The organism is Sphingomonas sp. CCH10-B3, from assembly GCF_001556185.1.
GTDB classification, from domain to species: Bacteria; Pseudomonadota; Alphaproteobacteria; order Sphingomonadales; family Sphingomonadaceae; genus Sphingomonas; species Sphingomonas aquatica.
Genome location: NZ_LSIJ01000105.1, coordinates 31187 through 46884, shown reverse-complemented (window position 1 = coordinate 46884; position 15698 = coordinate 31187). Strand labels below are relative to the sequence as shown.

General features: G+C 68.6%; 16 protein-coding genes. All 16 read left to right on the top strand.

All coding sequences use genetic code 11. From position 1 onward, the window contains the following. Positions 1-25: 25 nt before the first annotated feature. The 16 genes from AX672_RS17545 to AX672_RS17470 all read left to right on the top strand — a co-directional run bounded on the left by AX672_RS17545 (position 26) and on the right by AX672_RS17470 (position 15682). Entirely contained in the window at positions 26-712 is a 687-nt protein-coding gene (locus AX672_RS17545) for a lytic transglycosylase domain-containing protein (RefSeq protein WP_196490428.1), read from the top strand. Then, positions 709-1290, top strand: a complete 582-nt coding sequence (locus AX672_RS17540) for a hypothetical protein (protein ID WP_060977339.1) — start codon at positions 709-711, stop codon at positions 1288-1290. The genes AX672_RS17545 and AX672_RS17540 overlap by 4 nt, the downstream gene beginning before the upstream one ends. A 238-nt stretch (positions 1291-1528) precedes the next feature. Next, positions 1529-3295, top strand: a complete 1767-nt coding sequence (locus tag AX672_RS17535) for a relaxase/mobilization nuclease domain-containing protein (protein WP_060977340.1) — start codon at positions 1529-1531, stop codon at positions 3293-3295. Positions 3296-3310: 15 nt separating this feature from the next. After that, positions 3311-5296 carry a conjugal transfer protein TraG gene (locus tag AX672_RS17530; RefSeq protein WP_060977341.1) on the top strand — a complete coding sequence of 662 codons (1986 nt, stop codon included), beginning with the start codon at positions 3311-3313 and terminating at the stop codon, positions 5294-5296. 9 nt (positions 5297-5305) lie between these two features. Continuing rightward, on the top strand, positions 5306-5734 hold the full coding sequence (locus AX672_RS17525; protein WP_066653726.1) for a CopG family transcriptional regulator: 429 nt from the start codon (positions 5306-5308) through the stop codon (positions 5732-5734). A 228-nt stretch (positions 5735-5962) separates the two neighbouring features. Then, positions 5963-6949 carry a P-type conjugative transfer ATPase TrbB gene (gene trbB / locus AX672_RS17520; RefSeq protein WP_060977343.1) on the top strand — a complete coding sequence of 329 codons (987 nt, stop codon included), beginning with the start codon at positions 5963-5965 and terminating at the stop codon, positions 6947-6949. Beyond that, a complete protein-coding gene (locus tag AX672_RS17515; RefSeq protein WP_099046471.1) occupies positions 6946-7314 on the top strand; it encodes a TrbC/VirB2 family protein in 369 nt (122 codons plus the stop codon). Before trbB ends, AX672_RS17515 begins: the two co-directional genes overlap by 4 nt. Beyond that, positions 7311-7592 (top strand): VirB3 family type IV secretion system protein, encoded by a 282-nt coding sequence (locus AX672_RS17510; protein ID WP_021244356.1) that lies wholly within the window; start codon positions 7311-7313, stop codon positions 7590-7592. Before AX672_RS17515 ends, AX672_RS17510 begins: the two co-directional genes overlap by 4 nt. Beyond that, on the top strand, positions 7589-10078 hold the full coding sequence (gene trbE / locus AX672_RS17505; RefSeq protein ID WP_060977345.1) for a conjugal transfer protein TrbE: 2490 nt from the start codon (positions 7589-7591) through the stop codon (positions 10076-10078). Before AX672_RS17510 ends, trbE begins: the two co-directional genes overlap by 4 nt. Then, positions 10075-10794, top strand: coding sequence for a P-type conjugative transfer protein TrbJ (gene trbJ / locus AX672_RS17500; protein ID WP_060977346.1), 720 nt, complete (start codon positions 10075-10077; stop codon positions 10792-10794). The genes trbE and trbJ overlap by 4 nt, the downstream gene beginning before the upstream one ends. 13 nt (positions 10795-10807) lie before the next feature. Then, positions 10808-11191, top strand: a complete 384-nt coding sequence (gene trbK-alt, locus AX672_RS17495) for a putative entry exclusion protein TrbK-alt (RefSeq protein WP_075151007.1) — start codon at positions 10808-10810, stop codon at positions 11189-11191. After that, positions 11188-12540 carry a P-type conjugative transfer protein TrbL gene (trbL, locus tag AX672_RS17490; protein WP_060977347.1) on the top strand — a complete coding sequence of 451 codons (1353 nt, stop codon included), beginning with the start codon at positions 11188-11190 and terminating at the stop codon, positions 12538-12540. The genes trbK-alt and trbL overlap by 4 nt, the downstream gene beginning before the upstream one ends. Positions 12541-12547: 7 nt before the next feature. Continuing rightward, a complete protein-coding gene (trbF, locus tag AX672_RS17485) occupies positions 12548-13231 on the top strand; it encodes a conjugal transfer protein TrbF (RefSeq protein WP_060977348.1) in 684 nt (227 codons plus the stop codon). Further along, the gene (gene trbG, locus AX672_RS17480; protein WP_060977349.1) at positions 13228-14250 is read left to right on the top strand and encodes a P-type conjugative transfer protein TrbG; all 1023 of its coding nucleotides are present in this window, start codon (positions 13228-13230) and stop codon (positions 14248-14250) included. The genes trbF and trbG overlap by 4 nt, the downstream gene beginning before the upstream one ends. Beyond that, a complete protein-coding gene (locus AX672_RS17475) occupies positions 14250-15473 on the top strand; it encodes a TrbI/VirB10 family protein (RefSeq protein WP_060977365.1) in 1224 nt (407 codons plus the stop codon). Before trbG ends, AX672_RS17475 begins: the two co-directional genes overlap by 1 nt. Further along, on the top strand, positions 15470-15682 hold the full coding sequence (locus tag AX672_RS17470) for a DUF2274 domain-containing protein (protein WP_060977350.1): 213 nt from the start codon (positions 15470-15472) through the stop codon (positions 15680-15682). The genes AX672_RS17475 and AX672_RS17470 overlap by 4 nt, the downstream gene beginning before the upstream one ends. Positions 15683-15698 lie beyond the last annotated feature (16 nt).

Genomic DNA, 15698 nt, shown 5'->3' with positions numbered 1-15698 from the left:
AGGCTGGCGTAAGAGCGGGGGCGGATTGGCCGTCCTGCTCGCGGCCCTGCTGCTGTCGTCCGGCATCGGGCCGAACGCTGTGCGGGCACAGGACACGCCGGCCGAACGCACGGCAGCCAGCCATCCCTATGCCGTTCACGTCGCCGACGCCGCGCGGCGCTTCGGCATCCCGGAAAGCTGGATATGGGCGGTGATGCGCGTCGAGAGCAACGGCGATGTCCGCGCGGTCTCGACGGCCGGGGCGATGGGCCTCATGCAGATCATGCCCGGCACCTGGGCGAGCTTGCGCGCGCGCCACGGGCTGGGACGCGATCCCTATGATGTGCGCGACAACATCATGGCGGGCGCGGCTTACCTGCGCGCGATGCACGACCGCTACGGCAACGCGATGGCAATGCTGGCGGCCTATAATGCGGGGCCGGGCCGCTACGACGAATATCTATCGCGCGGCCGTCCGCTGCCCGCCGAGACGCGCGCCTATCTCGCAAAGCTCGCGTCGATCATAGGCGGCGCGGACGACAGCCGGCTTGCTGCCGCACCGCCGTCCGATCCTTTTGCATGGCGCAGGGCTGCATTGTTCGCGGCGCGGCCGAACGGCGATCCGGCCGCACCGGAAACGTCGTCCGGCGAACGCGCGGCTGACATGCGCGCTGCGGTCGAACCGCCCGCGAACAGCCTGTTCGTCGCGCTGTCGGGGCGGAGGCAGCCGTGAAGATCGCCTATGCCGATCCGCCCTATATCGGCTGCGCGCATCTCTATCGCGATCATCCCGACTATGCGGGCGAGGTCGATCATCCCGCGCTGATCGAGCGGCTCCAGCGAGACTATGACGGCTGGATTTTGCATGCCGCCGCGACGCCGGAATCGGTCGCCGTGCTCGCGCCGCTCGTGCGCGAGACCGGCGCGCGGTGGATGGCCTGGGTGAAAGGCTTTGCCGCGTTCAAGCGCAACGTGCCGGTCGCTTATGCGTGGGAACCCGTCATCGTGAAGCCCGCGCGCAAGCCGGTCGTAAGCAAGCGGCTGGTCCTGCGTGACTGGATCGAATGCCCGATCACGCTGCGCCGTGGGCTTACCGGCGCGAAACCCGAAGTGGTCGCTCATTGGGCGTTCGAGACGGTCGCCGCGCGTCCCGACGACACGCTCGACGACCTGTTCCCCGGCACCGGCGCCGTCGCCGAAGCGTGGCGAACCTGGCGCCTCAAGTTCGCGCTGCCGGGCGATCCCGTTGCAGCGCCGCCGCGGCCGAATTGCACGGTGGCTGCACGTCGAGAGGCGAGCGGCGCGCCATGACCGCCCCCGTTTTCAGATTGCCCGGTTGGAAGGTGGAAGTGCCTGGAAGGGCAGGAAAAAGCCGAAGGAAGGGACGGCAAGATAGAAAGCGCGCCCCAAATTCGCTGAAAGCCTATGTCTTTCAACGATTTGGCGCGGGTACGTCGGTCGGCGAGCGTGCCGCTCGGAAGAAAAAAGCCAGCAAAATCAAAGCGCCGAATGGCACTATGGGCCATTTTCGGCGGAAAGCGGCCCGGCCGTGAGCGAGGACGAGGATTTCCGCGTCCGGCCGGGCAAGGTCAGGAACAGGGGAGCCGGCCAGGGCCGCAAGGCGCAAGGACTTGTCGTCCAGGTGCTCCGCGTCGCCGCGCGCAGCGGCGGAGGCCGGCGAACGGCCGGCTGGGGCGGATCGCGCCAGCGCGGGCAATCGAACTTCGGCCGTGGCCGCACGTCCTTCGCACGCAGCCGCCTGTTCGGATCGGGCCGGCGCGTGCTGGTCAAGATTGTCCCTGTCACCCGTTTCCACCGGAATGGACGGCCGAGGGCGCCGCTGTCCGCGCACATCGCCTATCTCAAGCGCGAGGGCGTCACCCGCGACGGATCGCCCGCGCGGATGTTCGACGCCAATGGCGATGGCGCCGACGATCGCGCCTTCGCCGATCGGTGCAAGGACGACCGGCATCATTTCAGGATCATCGTCTCGCCCGAGGATGCGGCGGACCTGTCGGACCTTCGCGAATATACCCGCGATCTCGTTCGCCAGATGGAAGCCGATCTCGGCACCAGGCTCGAATGGGTCGCGGTCGATCACTGGAACACCGACAACCCGCATGTCCATCTGCTGGTGCGCGGCGTCGATGACCATGGCGCCGACCTTGTCATCAACCGGGACTATATCAGCCACAATCTGCGCTCGCGCGCCGAAGAACTGGCCTGGGCCGAGCTGGGTCCGAAACCGGAGCATGAAATCCAGCGCGCGCTCGAACGCGAGGTAACGGCCGAACGCTGGACCAGGCTCGACGCCGAGATCGATCGCACGGCGGACGCACTCGGCGTCATCGACTTGCGCCCCCAGCAGCCCGGACTCGACGATCCCCAGGTCCGCCGCCTGATGATCGGCCGCTTGCAGCATCTGGAAACTATGGGGCTCGCAGCCGAGGCCGCGCCCGGTCAGTGGGCACTGGCGTCGGATGCGCAAGCCAGGTTGCGCGAGCTGGGCACGCGCGGCGACATCATCCGCACGATCGGCAAGGCGCTGAACGGTCGCGGCCTGCAGCGCCCGCTCGACACTTACGAGATCGTCAGCGCAGCGCCGCAAAAGCCCATCGTCGGCCGGTTGATCGACAAGGGGTTGCACGACGAGCTGCATGGCTCGGCCTATGCCGTGATCGACGGCATCGACGGGCGCACCCACCATGTCCGGCTTCCGGGCATCGAGGCGCTGGATCGCAGCCCGGATATCGGCGGCATCGTTGAGCTGCGCGCCGTCGGCCGGCCGGGCGATCCGAAGCCGTCCCTGTTCCTGGCGACGCGATCCGATCTCGACCTCGCGGCTCAGGTGAAGGCGAGAGGCGCGACCTGGCTCGATCATCGTCTGATCGAGCGCGGCCGTGGAGTGACGGCCGCCGGCTTCGGATCGGAGGTGCAGCGGGCGCTCGACCAGCGCACCGACCATCTCGTGCGCGAAGGACTGGCCCGCCGCTTCGGCAACCGCGTGGTCCTGCAAGGCAACCTGATCGAGACGCTTCGCCGCCGCGAACTGGACGCGACAGGTGCCGAGATCGCGGGCCGGACGGGGCTCGCCTACCGGCCTACCAATCCCGGCGACAAGGTCGCCGGCACATGCCGCCAGCGCCTCGCGCTCGCCTCCGGTCGCTTCGCGATGATCGACGACGGGTTGGGCTTCCGGCTCGTCCCCTGGTCGAACGACCTTGAACGCCAGCTCGGGCGCCAGATCGCGGGCATCGCCCGCAACGGCGGCGGCATCGGATGGTCATTGGGCCGCAAGCGCGGCCTCGCCCCCTGAAAGAAGGAGACTCTCATGCCCGCTACCAAAATCCTCTGGGGCCAGATCATCGCCGTCTTCCTGATCGTGGTCGCCGCGATCTGGAGCGCCACACAATGGACCGCGGCGGCGCTGGCGTATCAGCCCGAGCTTGGCGAACCCTGGTTCACGGCGCTCGGCTGGCCGGTCTATCCGCCCTACGCCTTCTTCTGGTGGTGGTTCAGCTACGACGCCTATGCGCCCGCCATCTTCCAGACCGGCGCCTGGATCGCCGCGTCGGGCGGCTTCGTGGCGGTCGCTGTCGCCATCGCCATGTCGGTCTGGCGCGCACGCGAGGCGAAGAACGCGGAAACCTATGGCTCGGCGCGCTGGGCGACCGAGGACGAGGTGCGTGCGGCCGGGCTGCTCGGCGACGACGGTGTGGTGCTCGGCAAGCTGGGCCGCGCCTATCTGCGCCACGACGGCCCCGAGCATGTGCTGTGCTATGCGCCGACCCGCAGCGGCAAGGGCGTCGGCCTCGTGATCCCCTCGCTTCTGACCTGGCCGGCATCGGCGATCGTTCATGACATCAAGGGCGAGAACTGGACGCTGACCGCGGGCTTCCGCGCGCAGCATGGCCGCGTGCTGCTGTTCGACCCGACCAACGCGGCGTCGGACGCCTACAACCCGCTGCTGGAGGTGCGGCGCGGCCAGTGGGAAGTCCGCGACGTGCAGAACGTGGCCGACGTGCTGGTCGATCCCGAAGGCAGCCTGGAGAAGCGCAACCACTGGGAGAAAACCAGCCACGCGTTGCTGGTCGGCGCGATCCTGCATGTTCTCTACGCCGAGCCCGACAAGACCCTGGCGGGTGTCGCCGCCTTCCTGTCCGACCCGGCGCGGACGATCGAGCAGACGCTGGCCGCGATGATGGCGACGCCCCATCTCGGCGAAGCCGGCGTGCATCCGGTGGTGGCCTCGGCCGCGCGCGAACTGCTCAACAAGAGCGACAACGAACGCTCGGGCGTGCTCTCGACCGCCATGTCGTTTCTCGGGCTTTACCGCGATCCCGTCGTCGCCCGGGTCACGCGCGCCTGCCACTGGCGCGTCATGGATCTCGTATCGGGCGAGCAGCCGGCGACGCTCTACCTCGTCATTCCCCCCAGCGACATCTCGCGGACCAAGCCGCTCATCCGCCTGATGCTCAACCAGATCGGGCGGCGGCTGACGGAGGAACTGCCGAGCGGCGCCAGGCGTCATCGCCTGCTGCTGATGCTCGACGAGTTTCCCGCGCTCGGGCGCCTGGACTTTTTCGAGAGCGCGCTGGCGTTCATGGCCGGCTATGGCCTGAAATCCTTCCTCATCGCGCAGTCGCTCAATCAGATCGAGAAAGCCTACGGGCAGGACAATGCGATCCTCGATAACTGCCATGTTCGGGTGAGCTTCGCGACCAACAACGAGAAGACGGGCGAGCGCGTGTCGAAGGCGCTCGGCACCAAGACTGAGATGCGCGCGATGAAGAACTACGCCGGGCACAGGCTCTCGCCCTGGCTCGGGCATCTGATGGTCTCGCGCTCCGAAACCGCCCGCCAGCTTCTGACCCAGGGCGAGGTCATGCAGCTGCCGCCCGACGAGGAAATCGTCATGGTGTCGGGCGTCCAGCCCATCCGCGCGAAGAAGGCTGCTTACTACGCCGATCCCCGTCTCGCCGCGCGGATCATGCCGCCGCCCGATCCGGCCGCATCGCCACCTCGGGAAATCCGTCCCGACGACTGGACGGGGCTCGCCGCTTCGGCCGATCCCGCCGAGATCGCGGCAATCATCCGGCGCCAGGAGGATGCCGCCAACAGCGGGCTGCGCCGCGAGCCCGAGCTTCCCGATCATGTCGCCATCGTGAAGGAGACGACGCCCGCACCGCCCGCGCAGGAGTTTTCCATCGTCGAGGACGAACCCGAGGATGCTGCGCGCCAGGCGGCGGCACGGCGGCGGATGCAGGGCGTCGCGCGGCAGGCGTCGCTCGATCCCGACGACGGCATCGAAATGTAGGAGATTCCCATGCGCGTGCGTCTCAACGTCTATTTTCCGCCCAAGCTGGCCCGTCAGGTCAGCGAGCTGGCGATCCGCCGCCGCATCTCGCGCTCGGCGATCGTGGAAGCCGCCGTCACCTCCTGGATGTCGCCGGACGGCGCCGACCGGATGGAGGCGGCCTTCGCCCGAAGGCTCGACCGGCTTTCGCGGCAGGTCCAGCGGCTCGAACGCAACACCGGCCTCACCACCGAGGCACTGGCGCTTTTCGTCCGCTTCTGGCTGGCGGTGACGCCGCCGCTGCCCGACGAGGATCAGGCGGCCGCCCAGGTCAAGGGCCGCAAGCGCTATGAGGGTTTTGTCGAGACGCTGGGCCGCCGCTACGCCAGCGGCAAGAGCCTGCTCGACGAAATACCGGAGGATATTGCAGGTCGTGACGGCGGCTCCACCGACACATGACAGTGCAGCGAACCAGCCGGGGCCGGCCATGCGCGAATCGGCCAGGTATCTTCACGAAATAGCGCGGGCGGAGAGCGGTGCTGAAAGCGTCAGACCGCAACGCGCACTTATCTGCCGCCGTCACTACTACGCCCTGACATAGTTGTTGCCTCGCGCGATTTCCTGTCTCTCTTGATGTGCCCCTGACGCCGGGCGGCGGTTCGCCCGGCCTAATTCAGGGGCCGTTTCTTGTCCGTCCAGCCGATCCGATCCGAAGCGAACACGCGCGGCGCGCGGATGCTGCGCACGGCGCTGGGGCCGTCGATCGCGGCCTGGCTCGACGATGCCGCCGTGATCGAGGTGATGCTGAACCCGGACGGACGGCTGTGGGTCGACCGGCTCGGCGAGGGCATCAGCGACACCGGCATGACGCTGGCCGCCGCTGACGGCGAGCGCATCGTCCGCCTGGTCGCGCATCATGTCGGCGTCGAGGTTCATGCCCGGTCCCCGCGCGTCTCCGCCGAGCTGCCCGAAGGGGGCGAGCGGTTCGAGGGGCTGCTGCCGCCCGTCGTCGCGGCCCCGGCCTTCGCCATCCGCAAGCCCGCCGTCGCGGTGTTCACGCTCGACGACTATGCGGCCGCCGGGATCATGTCGGCGGCCGAGGCGGCGGCATGCCGCGATGGCGTCGCCGCTCGCGCCAACATCCTCGTGGCGGGCGGCACCGGCAGTGGCAAGACCACGCTGGTCAATGCGCTGCTGGTGGAAGTCGCCAAGACCACCGACCGTATCGTCCTGATTGAGGACACGCGGGAGCTGCAATGCGCCGCGCCGAACCTCGTCGCCATGCGCACGAAGGATGGCGTCGTCTCGCTGTCCGATCTCGTCCGGTCCTCGCTGCGCCTGCGCCCTGATCGCATCCCGATCGGCGAGGTGCGCGGCGCCGAGGCGCTCGATCTCCTCAAAGCCTGGGGCACCGGCCATCCGGGCGGCATCGGCACGATCCACGCCGGAACCGCGCTCGGCGCGCTGCGCCGTATGGAGCAGCTCATTCAGGAGGCCGTCGTCACGGTCCCGCGCGCGCTGCTGGCCGAGACCATCGACCTGATCGCCGTGCTCGTCCGCGACGGGCACGGCCGCCGCCTCGCCGAGCTGGCCCGCGTCGAAGGGCTCGACGCCGCGACCGGCGACTACCGCCTCACGCCGCTCACCACCCCCCAGACCGGAGACCTGCCATGACCAACGACGCCACGCCTCTCAGGACCATGAAGGGCCGCCTGCTCGGCGGCACCGTGCTCGACCGCCTCGGCCATATCGGCATCACCGCGGCCGGGCTGCTCTACGCGATGCCCGCCCATGCGGGCGGATCGTCGATGCCGTGGGAGGCGCCGCTCCAGTCTATCCTCGAAAGCATCGAGGGGCCGGTCGCCAAGATCATCGCGGTGATGATTATCATCGTGACCGGGCTGACCCTGGCCTTCGGCGATACGTCGGGCGGGGCACGGCGGATGATCCAGATCGTGTTCGGTCTGTCGATCGCGTTCGCCGCGTCGAGCTTCTTCCTCTCGTTCTTTTCCTTCGGTGGCGGAGCGATGGTCGCATGACCGGCGCGGCCGATCATGGCGAGCCCATCGCGGGCTACTTCGCGCCGGTCCACCGGGCGCTGACCGAGCCGATATTGCTCGGAGGCGCCCCGCGCTCGCTCGCCATCGTCAACGGGACGCTGGCAGGCGCGATCGGGCTGGGCCTGCGCCTCTGGATCGCCGGCCTCGCGATATGGGCGATCGGCCATGCGCTCTCGGTATGGGCCGCGCGGCGCGATCCCCAGTTCGTCGACGTGGCCCGCCGCCACCTCCGCTACCCGACATGGATGCAGCCATGATGAGCTTGCGCGAATACAGGAACGGCGCCGCGCATCTCGCCGACTTCCTGCCCTGGGCCGCGCTGGTCGGGACAAGCGTCGTTCTCAACAAGGACGGCAGCTTTCAGCGCACCGCCCGTTTTCGGGGACCGGACCTTGATTCCGCCACGCCAGCCGAGCTGGTCGCCACCACGGCGCGGCTCAACAATGCGCTGCGCCGTCTCGGCTCGGGCTGGGCAATCTTCGTCGAAGCGCAGCGCACGCCCGCGCTCGACTATCCGGAATCGGACTTTCCCGATCCGGTCTCGGCGCTGGTCGATATGGAGCGGCGCGAACAGTTTCGCGAAGAAGGCGCGCATTTCGAGAGCGACTATTATCTGACGCTCCTCTGGATGCCACCGGCCGAGGACGCCGCCCGCGCCGAAACCTGGCTCTATGAAGGCCGTTCCGGCACGGGCGTCGATCCGTGGGAATTGCTCCAGAGCTTTACCGATCGCAGCGACCGGGTGCTCAATCTGGTCGAGGGCTTCGTGCCCGAGGTTTGCTGGCTCGATGACGGCGAGACGCTGACTTACCTGCACAGCACGATCTCGACCCGGCGCCAGCGCGTGCGCGTGCCGGAAACGCCGATGCATCTCGACGCGCTGCTCGCCGACGAGCCGCTGACCGGCGGGCTGGAGCCGAAACTCGGCGACCATCATCTGCGCACGCTGACGATCACGGGATTCCCGAGCGTCACCTTCCCCGGCCTGCTCGACGAACTGAACCGGCTCGCCTTCGAGTATCGCTGGTCGACCCGCGCGATCATGCTCGACAAGACCGACGCGACGAAGCTGCTGACCCGCATCCGCCGCCAATGGTTCGCCAAGCGCAAAAGCGTTGCTGCGATCCTCAAGGAAGTGATGACCAACGAGGCATCGACGCTGCTCGACAGCGATGCCTCGAACAAGGCGGCCGACGCCGACACTGCCTTGCAGGAGCTGGGCGCCGACTACGCCGGCATGGCCTATGTCACCGCCAGCGTGACGGTGTGGGACCGCGATCCCGCCATTGCGGCTGAAAAGCTGCGGCTGGTCGAAAAGGTCATCCAGGGTCGCGACTTCACCGTGATCCCCGAGGGCATGAACGCGATCGAGGCGTGGCTTGGGAGCCTCCCCGGCCACACCTATGCCAACGTCCGCCAGCCTCCGATTTCCACCATCAATCTCGCCCACCTGATCCCCCTGTCAGCAGTATGGGCGGGGCCGGAACGGGACGAGCATTTCGGTGCGCCCCCCTTGCTTTATGGCAAGACCGAAGGCTCGACCCCGTTCCGGTTTTCCCTTCATGTCGGCGATGTCGGGCACACCCTCATCGTCGGGCCGACCGGCTCCGGCAAGTCGGTGCTGCTTGCACTGATGGCGATGCAATTTCGCCGCTACGAGAACGCGCAGGTCTTCGCCTTCGATTTCGGCGGCAGCATCCGCGCGGCTGCGATCGGTATGGGCGGCGACTGGCAGGATCTCGGCGGGATGCTCGCCGACGAGGCCGGGGACGGCGTGCAGCTCCAACCGCTCGCCCATATTGACGACCCAGCCGAACGCGCCTGGGCCGCCGAATGGCTGGCGGCGATCCTCGCATCCGAGAATGTGACCGTCGACCCGCAGGCCAAGGAGCATATCTGGTCGGCGCTGACCTCGCTCGCCACCGCGCCGATCGCGGAACGGACCCTGACGGGCCTTGCCGTCCTGCTCCAGAGCCAGCAGCTCAAGCAGGCGCTCGCGCCCTGGTGCGTGGGCGGAGCATGGGGCCGGCTGCTCGATGCCGAGACCGAGCGGCTTGGCGAGGCCACCGTTCAGGTGTTCGAGACCGAAGGCTTGATGGAAAGCGGCGCGGCCCCGGCCGTCCTGTCCTACCTGTTTCACCGCATCGCGGGGCGGCTCGACGGCAGCCCGACGCTCATCGTCATCGACGAGGGCTGGCTGGCGCTGGGATCGCCCGCGTTCGCCAAACAGCTTTCGGAATGGCTGGTGACGCTGCGTAAGAAGAACGCCAGCGTCATCTTCGCCACCCAGTCGCTCGCGCAGATCGAGGGCAGCACGATCGCGCCCGCCATCGTCGAGAGCTGTCCGACCCGGATATTCCTGCCGAACGAACGCGCGGTCGAACCGCAGATCGCGGTGATCTACGAGCGGTTCGGGCTCAACGCCCGCCAGATCGAAATCCTGAGCCGGGCGACGCCGAAGCGCGATTATTACTGCCAGTCAAGGCGCGGCAACCGCCTGTTCGAGCTGGGGCTTGGCGAGGTCGCGCTGGCCTTCGCCGCCGCCTCTTCCAAGACCGATCAGCGCCGGATCGCGGAGCTGGTGGAGGCGCATGGCGCGCCTGCCTTCGCGGCCGAATGGCTGCGTCACCGCGGCTGCGCCTGGGCGGTCGAGCTTCTTCCCGAACCTCAACCCGATCCGCTGGCCGGAAACCGGGAAGATACCGGCCAGCTCCCCCTTGCCTTGAAGGACATGATCCCATGAAAGCCACCATCCTGCGCCGCGCCATGCTGGCCGGCGCGATCGCCACGTCCGGCATGATCGGCACCACCGCCGCGACGCCCGCGCACGCCCAGTTCGGCGGGATCGTCTATGACCCGACCAATTACGCCCAAAACGTGCTGACCGCCGCCCGGTCGCTCCAGCAGATCAACAACCAGATTCAGCAAATTCAGCAGCAGGCGACGAGCCTCATCAACGAGGCGCGCAATCTCGCTTCGCTGCCGCTCTCGACGGTCGACGTTCTCCAGCAGCAGGTCCGGCAGACGCAGCAGCTGCTTAGGCAGGCCCAGCGCATCGCCTACGATGTCCGGGACATCCAGAGCGCCTTCACCGACCGTTACAAGGGCACCGCGCTCACCGGCACCAACGCCCAGATGATCGCCAATGCGAACGCGCGCTGGGAGGACAGCGTCGGCGCGTTCCAGGACTCCTTGCAGGTGCAGGCCGGCGTCGTCGGTAATATCGAGGGCGCGCGCACCACGATGAACAGCCTGGTCTCGGCCAGTCAGTCGGCGACCGGCGCGCTCCAGGCCGCGCAGGCGGGCAACCAGCTTCTCGCCCTGCAATCGCAGCAGCTCGCCGACCTCACCGCCGCCGTCGCGGCGCAGGGACGGGCGCAGTCGCTCGACGCCGCGCGGCAGGCCGCGATCGAGGCGGAGGGGCGCGAACGCTTCCGCCGCTTCTTCGGCCGCGACTGACAGGAGAAGCCGCATGTCGCGCAATGCAAAGATCGCCGGTGTCGCCGCGCTCGGCGGCATCATGCTGGCCGTGGCGCTCGCGGGCTCGCGCGAACCGCATGAACCGCAGCTTGAAGCCGTCCTGCCCGTCCTTGAAGAAGGAGAGCAGGAGAAGCGGCTGGCGCGCGAACTGGAACGCTGCGCCACGCTCACCATGCCGGATTCCGGCTGCGAGGCGGCATGGGCGGAAAAGCGCCGCCGCTTCTTCGGCAAGGATGCCGACGCGCCCGCGCCGGGCGAGCATCCTGCGCTTCCCGCCGCATATGACAGCGACGGCAGCCGGGCTGACGAGGCGATCCGGCCGGAGCTTCCCGGCCCCTTTGTCCCCGCCGATCAGGCCGGGAGCACCGCGCCGTGAGTGACACCGGGATCGTCGATACCTTCCTCGACACCTTCACCAGCTACATCGACAGCGGCTTTGGCCTGCTCGGCGGCGAGGTCGGCTTCCTGTCCTCGACCCTTATCGCGATCGACGTGACCATCGCCGGGCTGTTCTGGGCCTGGGGCGCCGATGAGGACGTGATCCAGCGGCTGGTCAAGAAAACCCTCTATATCGGCGCCTTCGCCTTCATCATCGGCAATTTCCAGACACTGGCGACGATCCTGTTCGACAGCTTCGCGGGGCTGGGGCTCAAGGCGAGTGGCGATGCCCTCAGCCTCGCGGAGTTCATGAAGCCCGGCACGATCGCTGCAAAGGGTCTCGATGCGGCGCAGCCACTGATCGACGCGATGGAGGCCTATAACAGCCTCTGGTCGGTGTTCGCCAATCTCGCGATCATCGCCGTGCTGCTGCTCGCCTATCTGATCGTCGTCCTCGCCTTCTTCATTATCGCCATCCAGATATTCATCACCCTGATCGAGTTCAAGCTGGTGACGCTGGCCGGATTCGTCCTGCTGCCCTTCGCCTTCTGGAACCGCACCGCGTTCATGGCCGAAAAAGTGCTCGGCCATATCGTCTCCAGCGGGATCAAGGTGCTGGTGCTCGCGGTCATCACCGGGATCGGCACGACCCTGTTCAGCACGTTCACGGCGACGGTCGGTCCCGAACCCGACGCGCGGCAGGTTCTGGCGATCGCGCTCGGCGCGCTGTCGCTGCTCGGCCTGTCGATCTTCGGCCCCGGCATCGCCAACGGGATCGTCTCGGGCGGGCCGCAGCTCGGCGCGGGCGCGGCGGCCGGCACCGTGCTGGCGGCGGGCGGCGCGCTGGTCGGTGGCGCCGCCGCCGCGAAGCTCGGCGTCGGCGCTGCCGCCTCGACCATAGGCGCGACCGGGCGGATGGGTGCGGCAGCCGCGCAAGGCGGCGCGCGCATGGCGGGCGGCGCGGCGGGCGCCTACAGCGTCGGCTCGCTCGGCAGGAGCGGCGCGGGCGCTGTGGCGGGCGGCATGGCCGCTGTCGGACAGACGGCGGCGACCGGCGCCGTCAATGCCGCGCTCTCGCCGCTGCGCCGGATGGCCGGCAAGGCGAGCGCATCCATGAAGGACAACTTCCGCACAGGCGCCCGCGCCGGGCTGGGCGTCGCTCCCGCATCGGGAAGTCCCGCGCCCGCGGCATCGCCGGCAGCCCCGGCTTCCGCGCCGCCCGCATGGGCCTCGGCCATGAAGCAGCGCCAGTCCGCGACCCACGGCGCGACCGTCCTCGCTCACACGATGAAGGCCGGCGACAGCCACGGCGGCGGCGGCGGTCCCGACGTCAAGGAAAGGGAGTGATCCGAAAATGTTCCGACGACCCACCATCCGCTACGGCCAGACCCCCGAACCCGCGACGCCCTACCAGCGCGCCGCGCAGGTCTGGGACGACCGCATCGGTTCCGCCCGCGTGCAGGCGAAGAACTGGCGCCTTGCCTTCTTCGGCGCGCTCGCCCTGTCCGGTGGGCTCTCGGCCGGACTCGTCTGGCAATCCGCCCGCGGCCATATCGTGCCCTGGGTGGTGCAGGTCGATCGGCTCGGCGAAGCGCAGGCCGTCGCTCCCGCCGAAACCGGCTACCGCCCGACCGATCCGCAGATCGCGTTCCATCTCGCCCGGTTCATCGAGCAGGTCAGGGCGATCCCGGCCGATCCGGTCATCGTCCGGCAGAACTGGCTCAGGGCTTACGATTTCACGACCGACAAGGGCGCACTGGCGCTCAACGACTACGCGCGCGCCAACGATCCGATCGCACAGGTCGGCAAGGTGCAGGTCGCGGTGGACGTCTCCAGCGTGATCCGTGCCTCCGGCGACAGCTTCCGCGTCGCCTGGATCGAGCGGCGCTATCAGGACGGCAGTCTCGCCGAGACGACCCGCTGGTCGGCGATCCTCACTGTCGTTGTCCAGACCCCGCGCACCCCCGACGCGCTGCGCAAGAACCCGCTCGGCGTGTTCGTCAACGCCCTCAACTGGAGCAAGGAGCTGTCGCAATGACACGCATGTCCGCCCGCCATGCCGCCAGCGCGGTTATGTTATTGTCCGCAACCGCGCTGGCCGGCTGCGCCACCTCATCGGCGAAAGCGCCGAGCATCGCTTACGATGATCCACCGCGCGAGATCGCGGCCACGCCGGCCGCACAACCGCCACGCGTGGTCGAGGTGGTGACTATCCCCGAACCGCTGCCGCTTCCGGGCCAGTTGAAGCCGGTCACGCAAAGCGCCTCGCCGCGAGAAGCGACCGATCCGCGCCGCCGCGTCGGGGCCGCGAACGCGGCCGCCCGCGTGCAACCCACCCGCGACGGCTATGTGAACGCCATCCAGCAATATCCCTGGACCGAAGGCGCGCTTTATCAGGTATATACCGCGCCCGGCCAGGTGACGGACATCGCGCTTCAGGAGGGCGAGCAGCTCGTCGGGCCGGGGCCGGTCGCGGCCGGCGACACCGTGCGCTGGATCATCGGCGACACGGTGAGCGGCAGCGGCGCGACGGCGCGCGTGCATATCCTCGCGAAGCCCACGCGGCCCGACATTTTCACTAACCTCGTCATCAACACCGACCGGCGCACCTATCATATCGAACTGCGCGCGACGGCCTCGACCTATATGGCGTCGGTGTCGTGGACCTATCCGCAGGACGCGCTGATCGCCCTGCGCGGCGCAAACGCCGCCGCTGCCGCCTCGGCCCCCGTCGCCACCGGCATCGACATCGCGGCGCTCAATTTCCGCTACCGGATCGAGGGCGACCGCGTGCCGTGGAAGCCCGTGCGCGCCTTCGACGATTCCGCGCAGGTGTTCATCGAGTTCCCGGCCGGGATCTCGCAGGGCGAGATGCCGCCGCTGTTCGTGACCGGCGCGGCTGGCGACGCCGAGCTGGTCAATTACCGCGTGCAGGGGCGCTATATGGTGGTCGATCGCCTGTTCGCCAGCGCGGAATTGCGCCTGAGCGACAAGCGCACCGAGCGGCGCGTGCGAATCGTGCGCGACGGCGCGGACACGTCCCGCAGGGGGCGGTGATGGCCGATCCCACCAATACGCCCGTCCAGCCAGCGCCGCAGGCATCCCCCCAACCCGCATCCGCGAACCCCGCCGCCTTTCAGCTTCGCGGGCCTGCGCCGCGCGTCATGCGCCTTTCGAGGAAGGCGCTGGCGACGCTCGGCGTGGTCGCGGGGCTCGGTATCGGCGGCTCGCTCTGGTATGCGCTCGCGCCCAAAGGAGAACAGGCGGCGAAGGAACTCTACAATACCGACAGCCGCGCCGCATCCGAGACCATCACCTCGGGGCCGAAGGATTACGGCCAGGTCCCGAAGCTCGGCCCCAGGCTTCCCGGCGATCTCGGCGGCCCGATCGTCTCGGCGCAGCAGCGCGGGGAGAATGTGCCCGTGCCACCGGTCGGCGCGCAGCCCGATCCGCGCATCCAGGCCGCCGAAGCCGCTCGCCAGCGCATCGCCCAGGAACGCGATGCAGCCCGCACCAGCATGGTGTTCCTCGGCGGAAGCAGCGCCGGGACCGGTGCGATGCCGTCCTTGCCGAGCCTCGCCATCGCAGCGCCGGAGGCCGCAGCTCCGCAACCGTCAGAGGCTGCGCAGGGCGACCAAGCCGCCAAGCGGGCGTTCATGGCGCAAGCGACCAATCAGCGCACTGTCAGCGCCGAGCGGCTGACCGCGCCGGCCTCGCCCAACATTGTCCAGGCCGGCAGCATCATCCCCGCCGCGCTGATCACCGGCATCCGTTCCGACCTTCCCGGCCAGATCACCGCCCAGGTGACGCAGAACGTCTATGACAGCATCACCGGGCGCATCCTGCTCATTCCGCAGGGCGCACGGCTGATCGGCGAATATGACAGCGAGGTCGCCGCGGGGCAGACGCGTGTGCTGCTCTCCTGGGACCGCCTCATCATGCCGGACGGGCGCTCGATCGTTCTCGAGCGCCAGCCCGGAACGGACGCCGCGGGATTTGCGGGGCTACAGGGTCGCGTCAATCAGCATTGGGGCAATCTGCTGAAAGCCGCCGCCGTCTCGACCTTGCTCGGCGTCGGCGCCGAGCTGGGGGCCGACAGCGAGGACGACCTCACCCGCGCGCTTCGGCGGGGATCGCAGGACACCATCAACCAGACCGGACAGCAGGTCGTGCGGCGGCAGCTCAATGTGCAGCCGACGCTCACCATCCGGCCGGGGCATCCGCTCAGGGTCGTCCTGACGAGAGATTTGATCCTCGAACCCATCGGAGCAACGCGATGACCAAACTCAAGCTGGGGCAGATCCCCGAGGACAAGCCCGTCAAGCTCGCCGTGGAACTGCCCGCGCCGCTGTTCGAGGATTTACGGCGCTACGGCGAGATTCTCGGCGAGGGCAGCCCGATCCCGCCCGCGCGCCTGATCGCGCCGATGCTGGAGCGGTTCATGGCCACCGACCGCGCCTTTCGCCGGCATCGCGCGCAGGGGGACTGAAAGCCCGTTCGCGTGG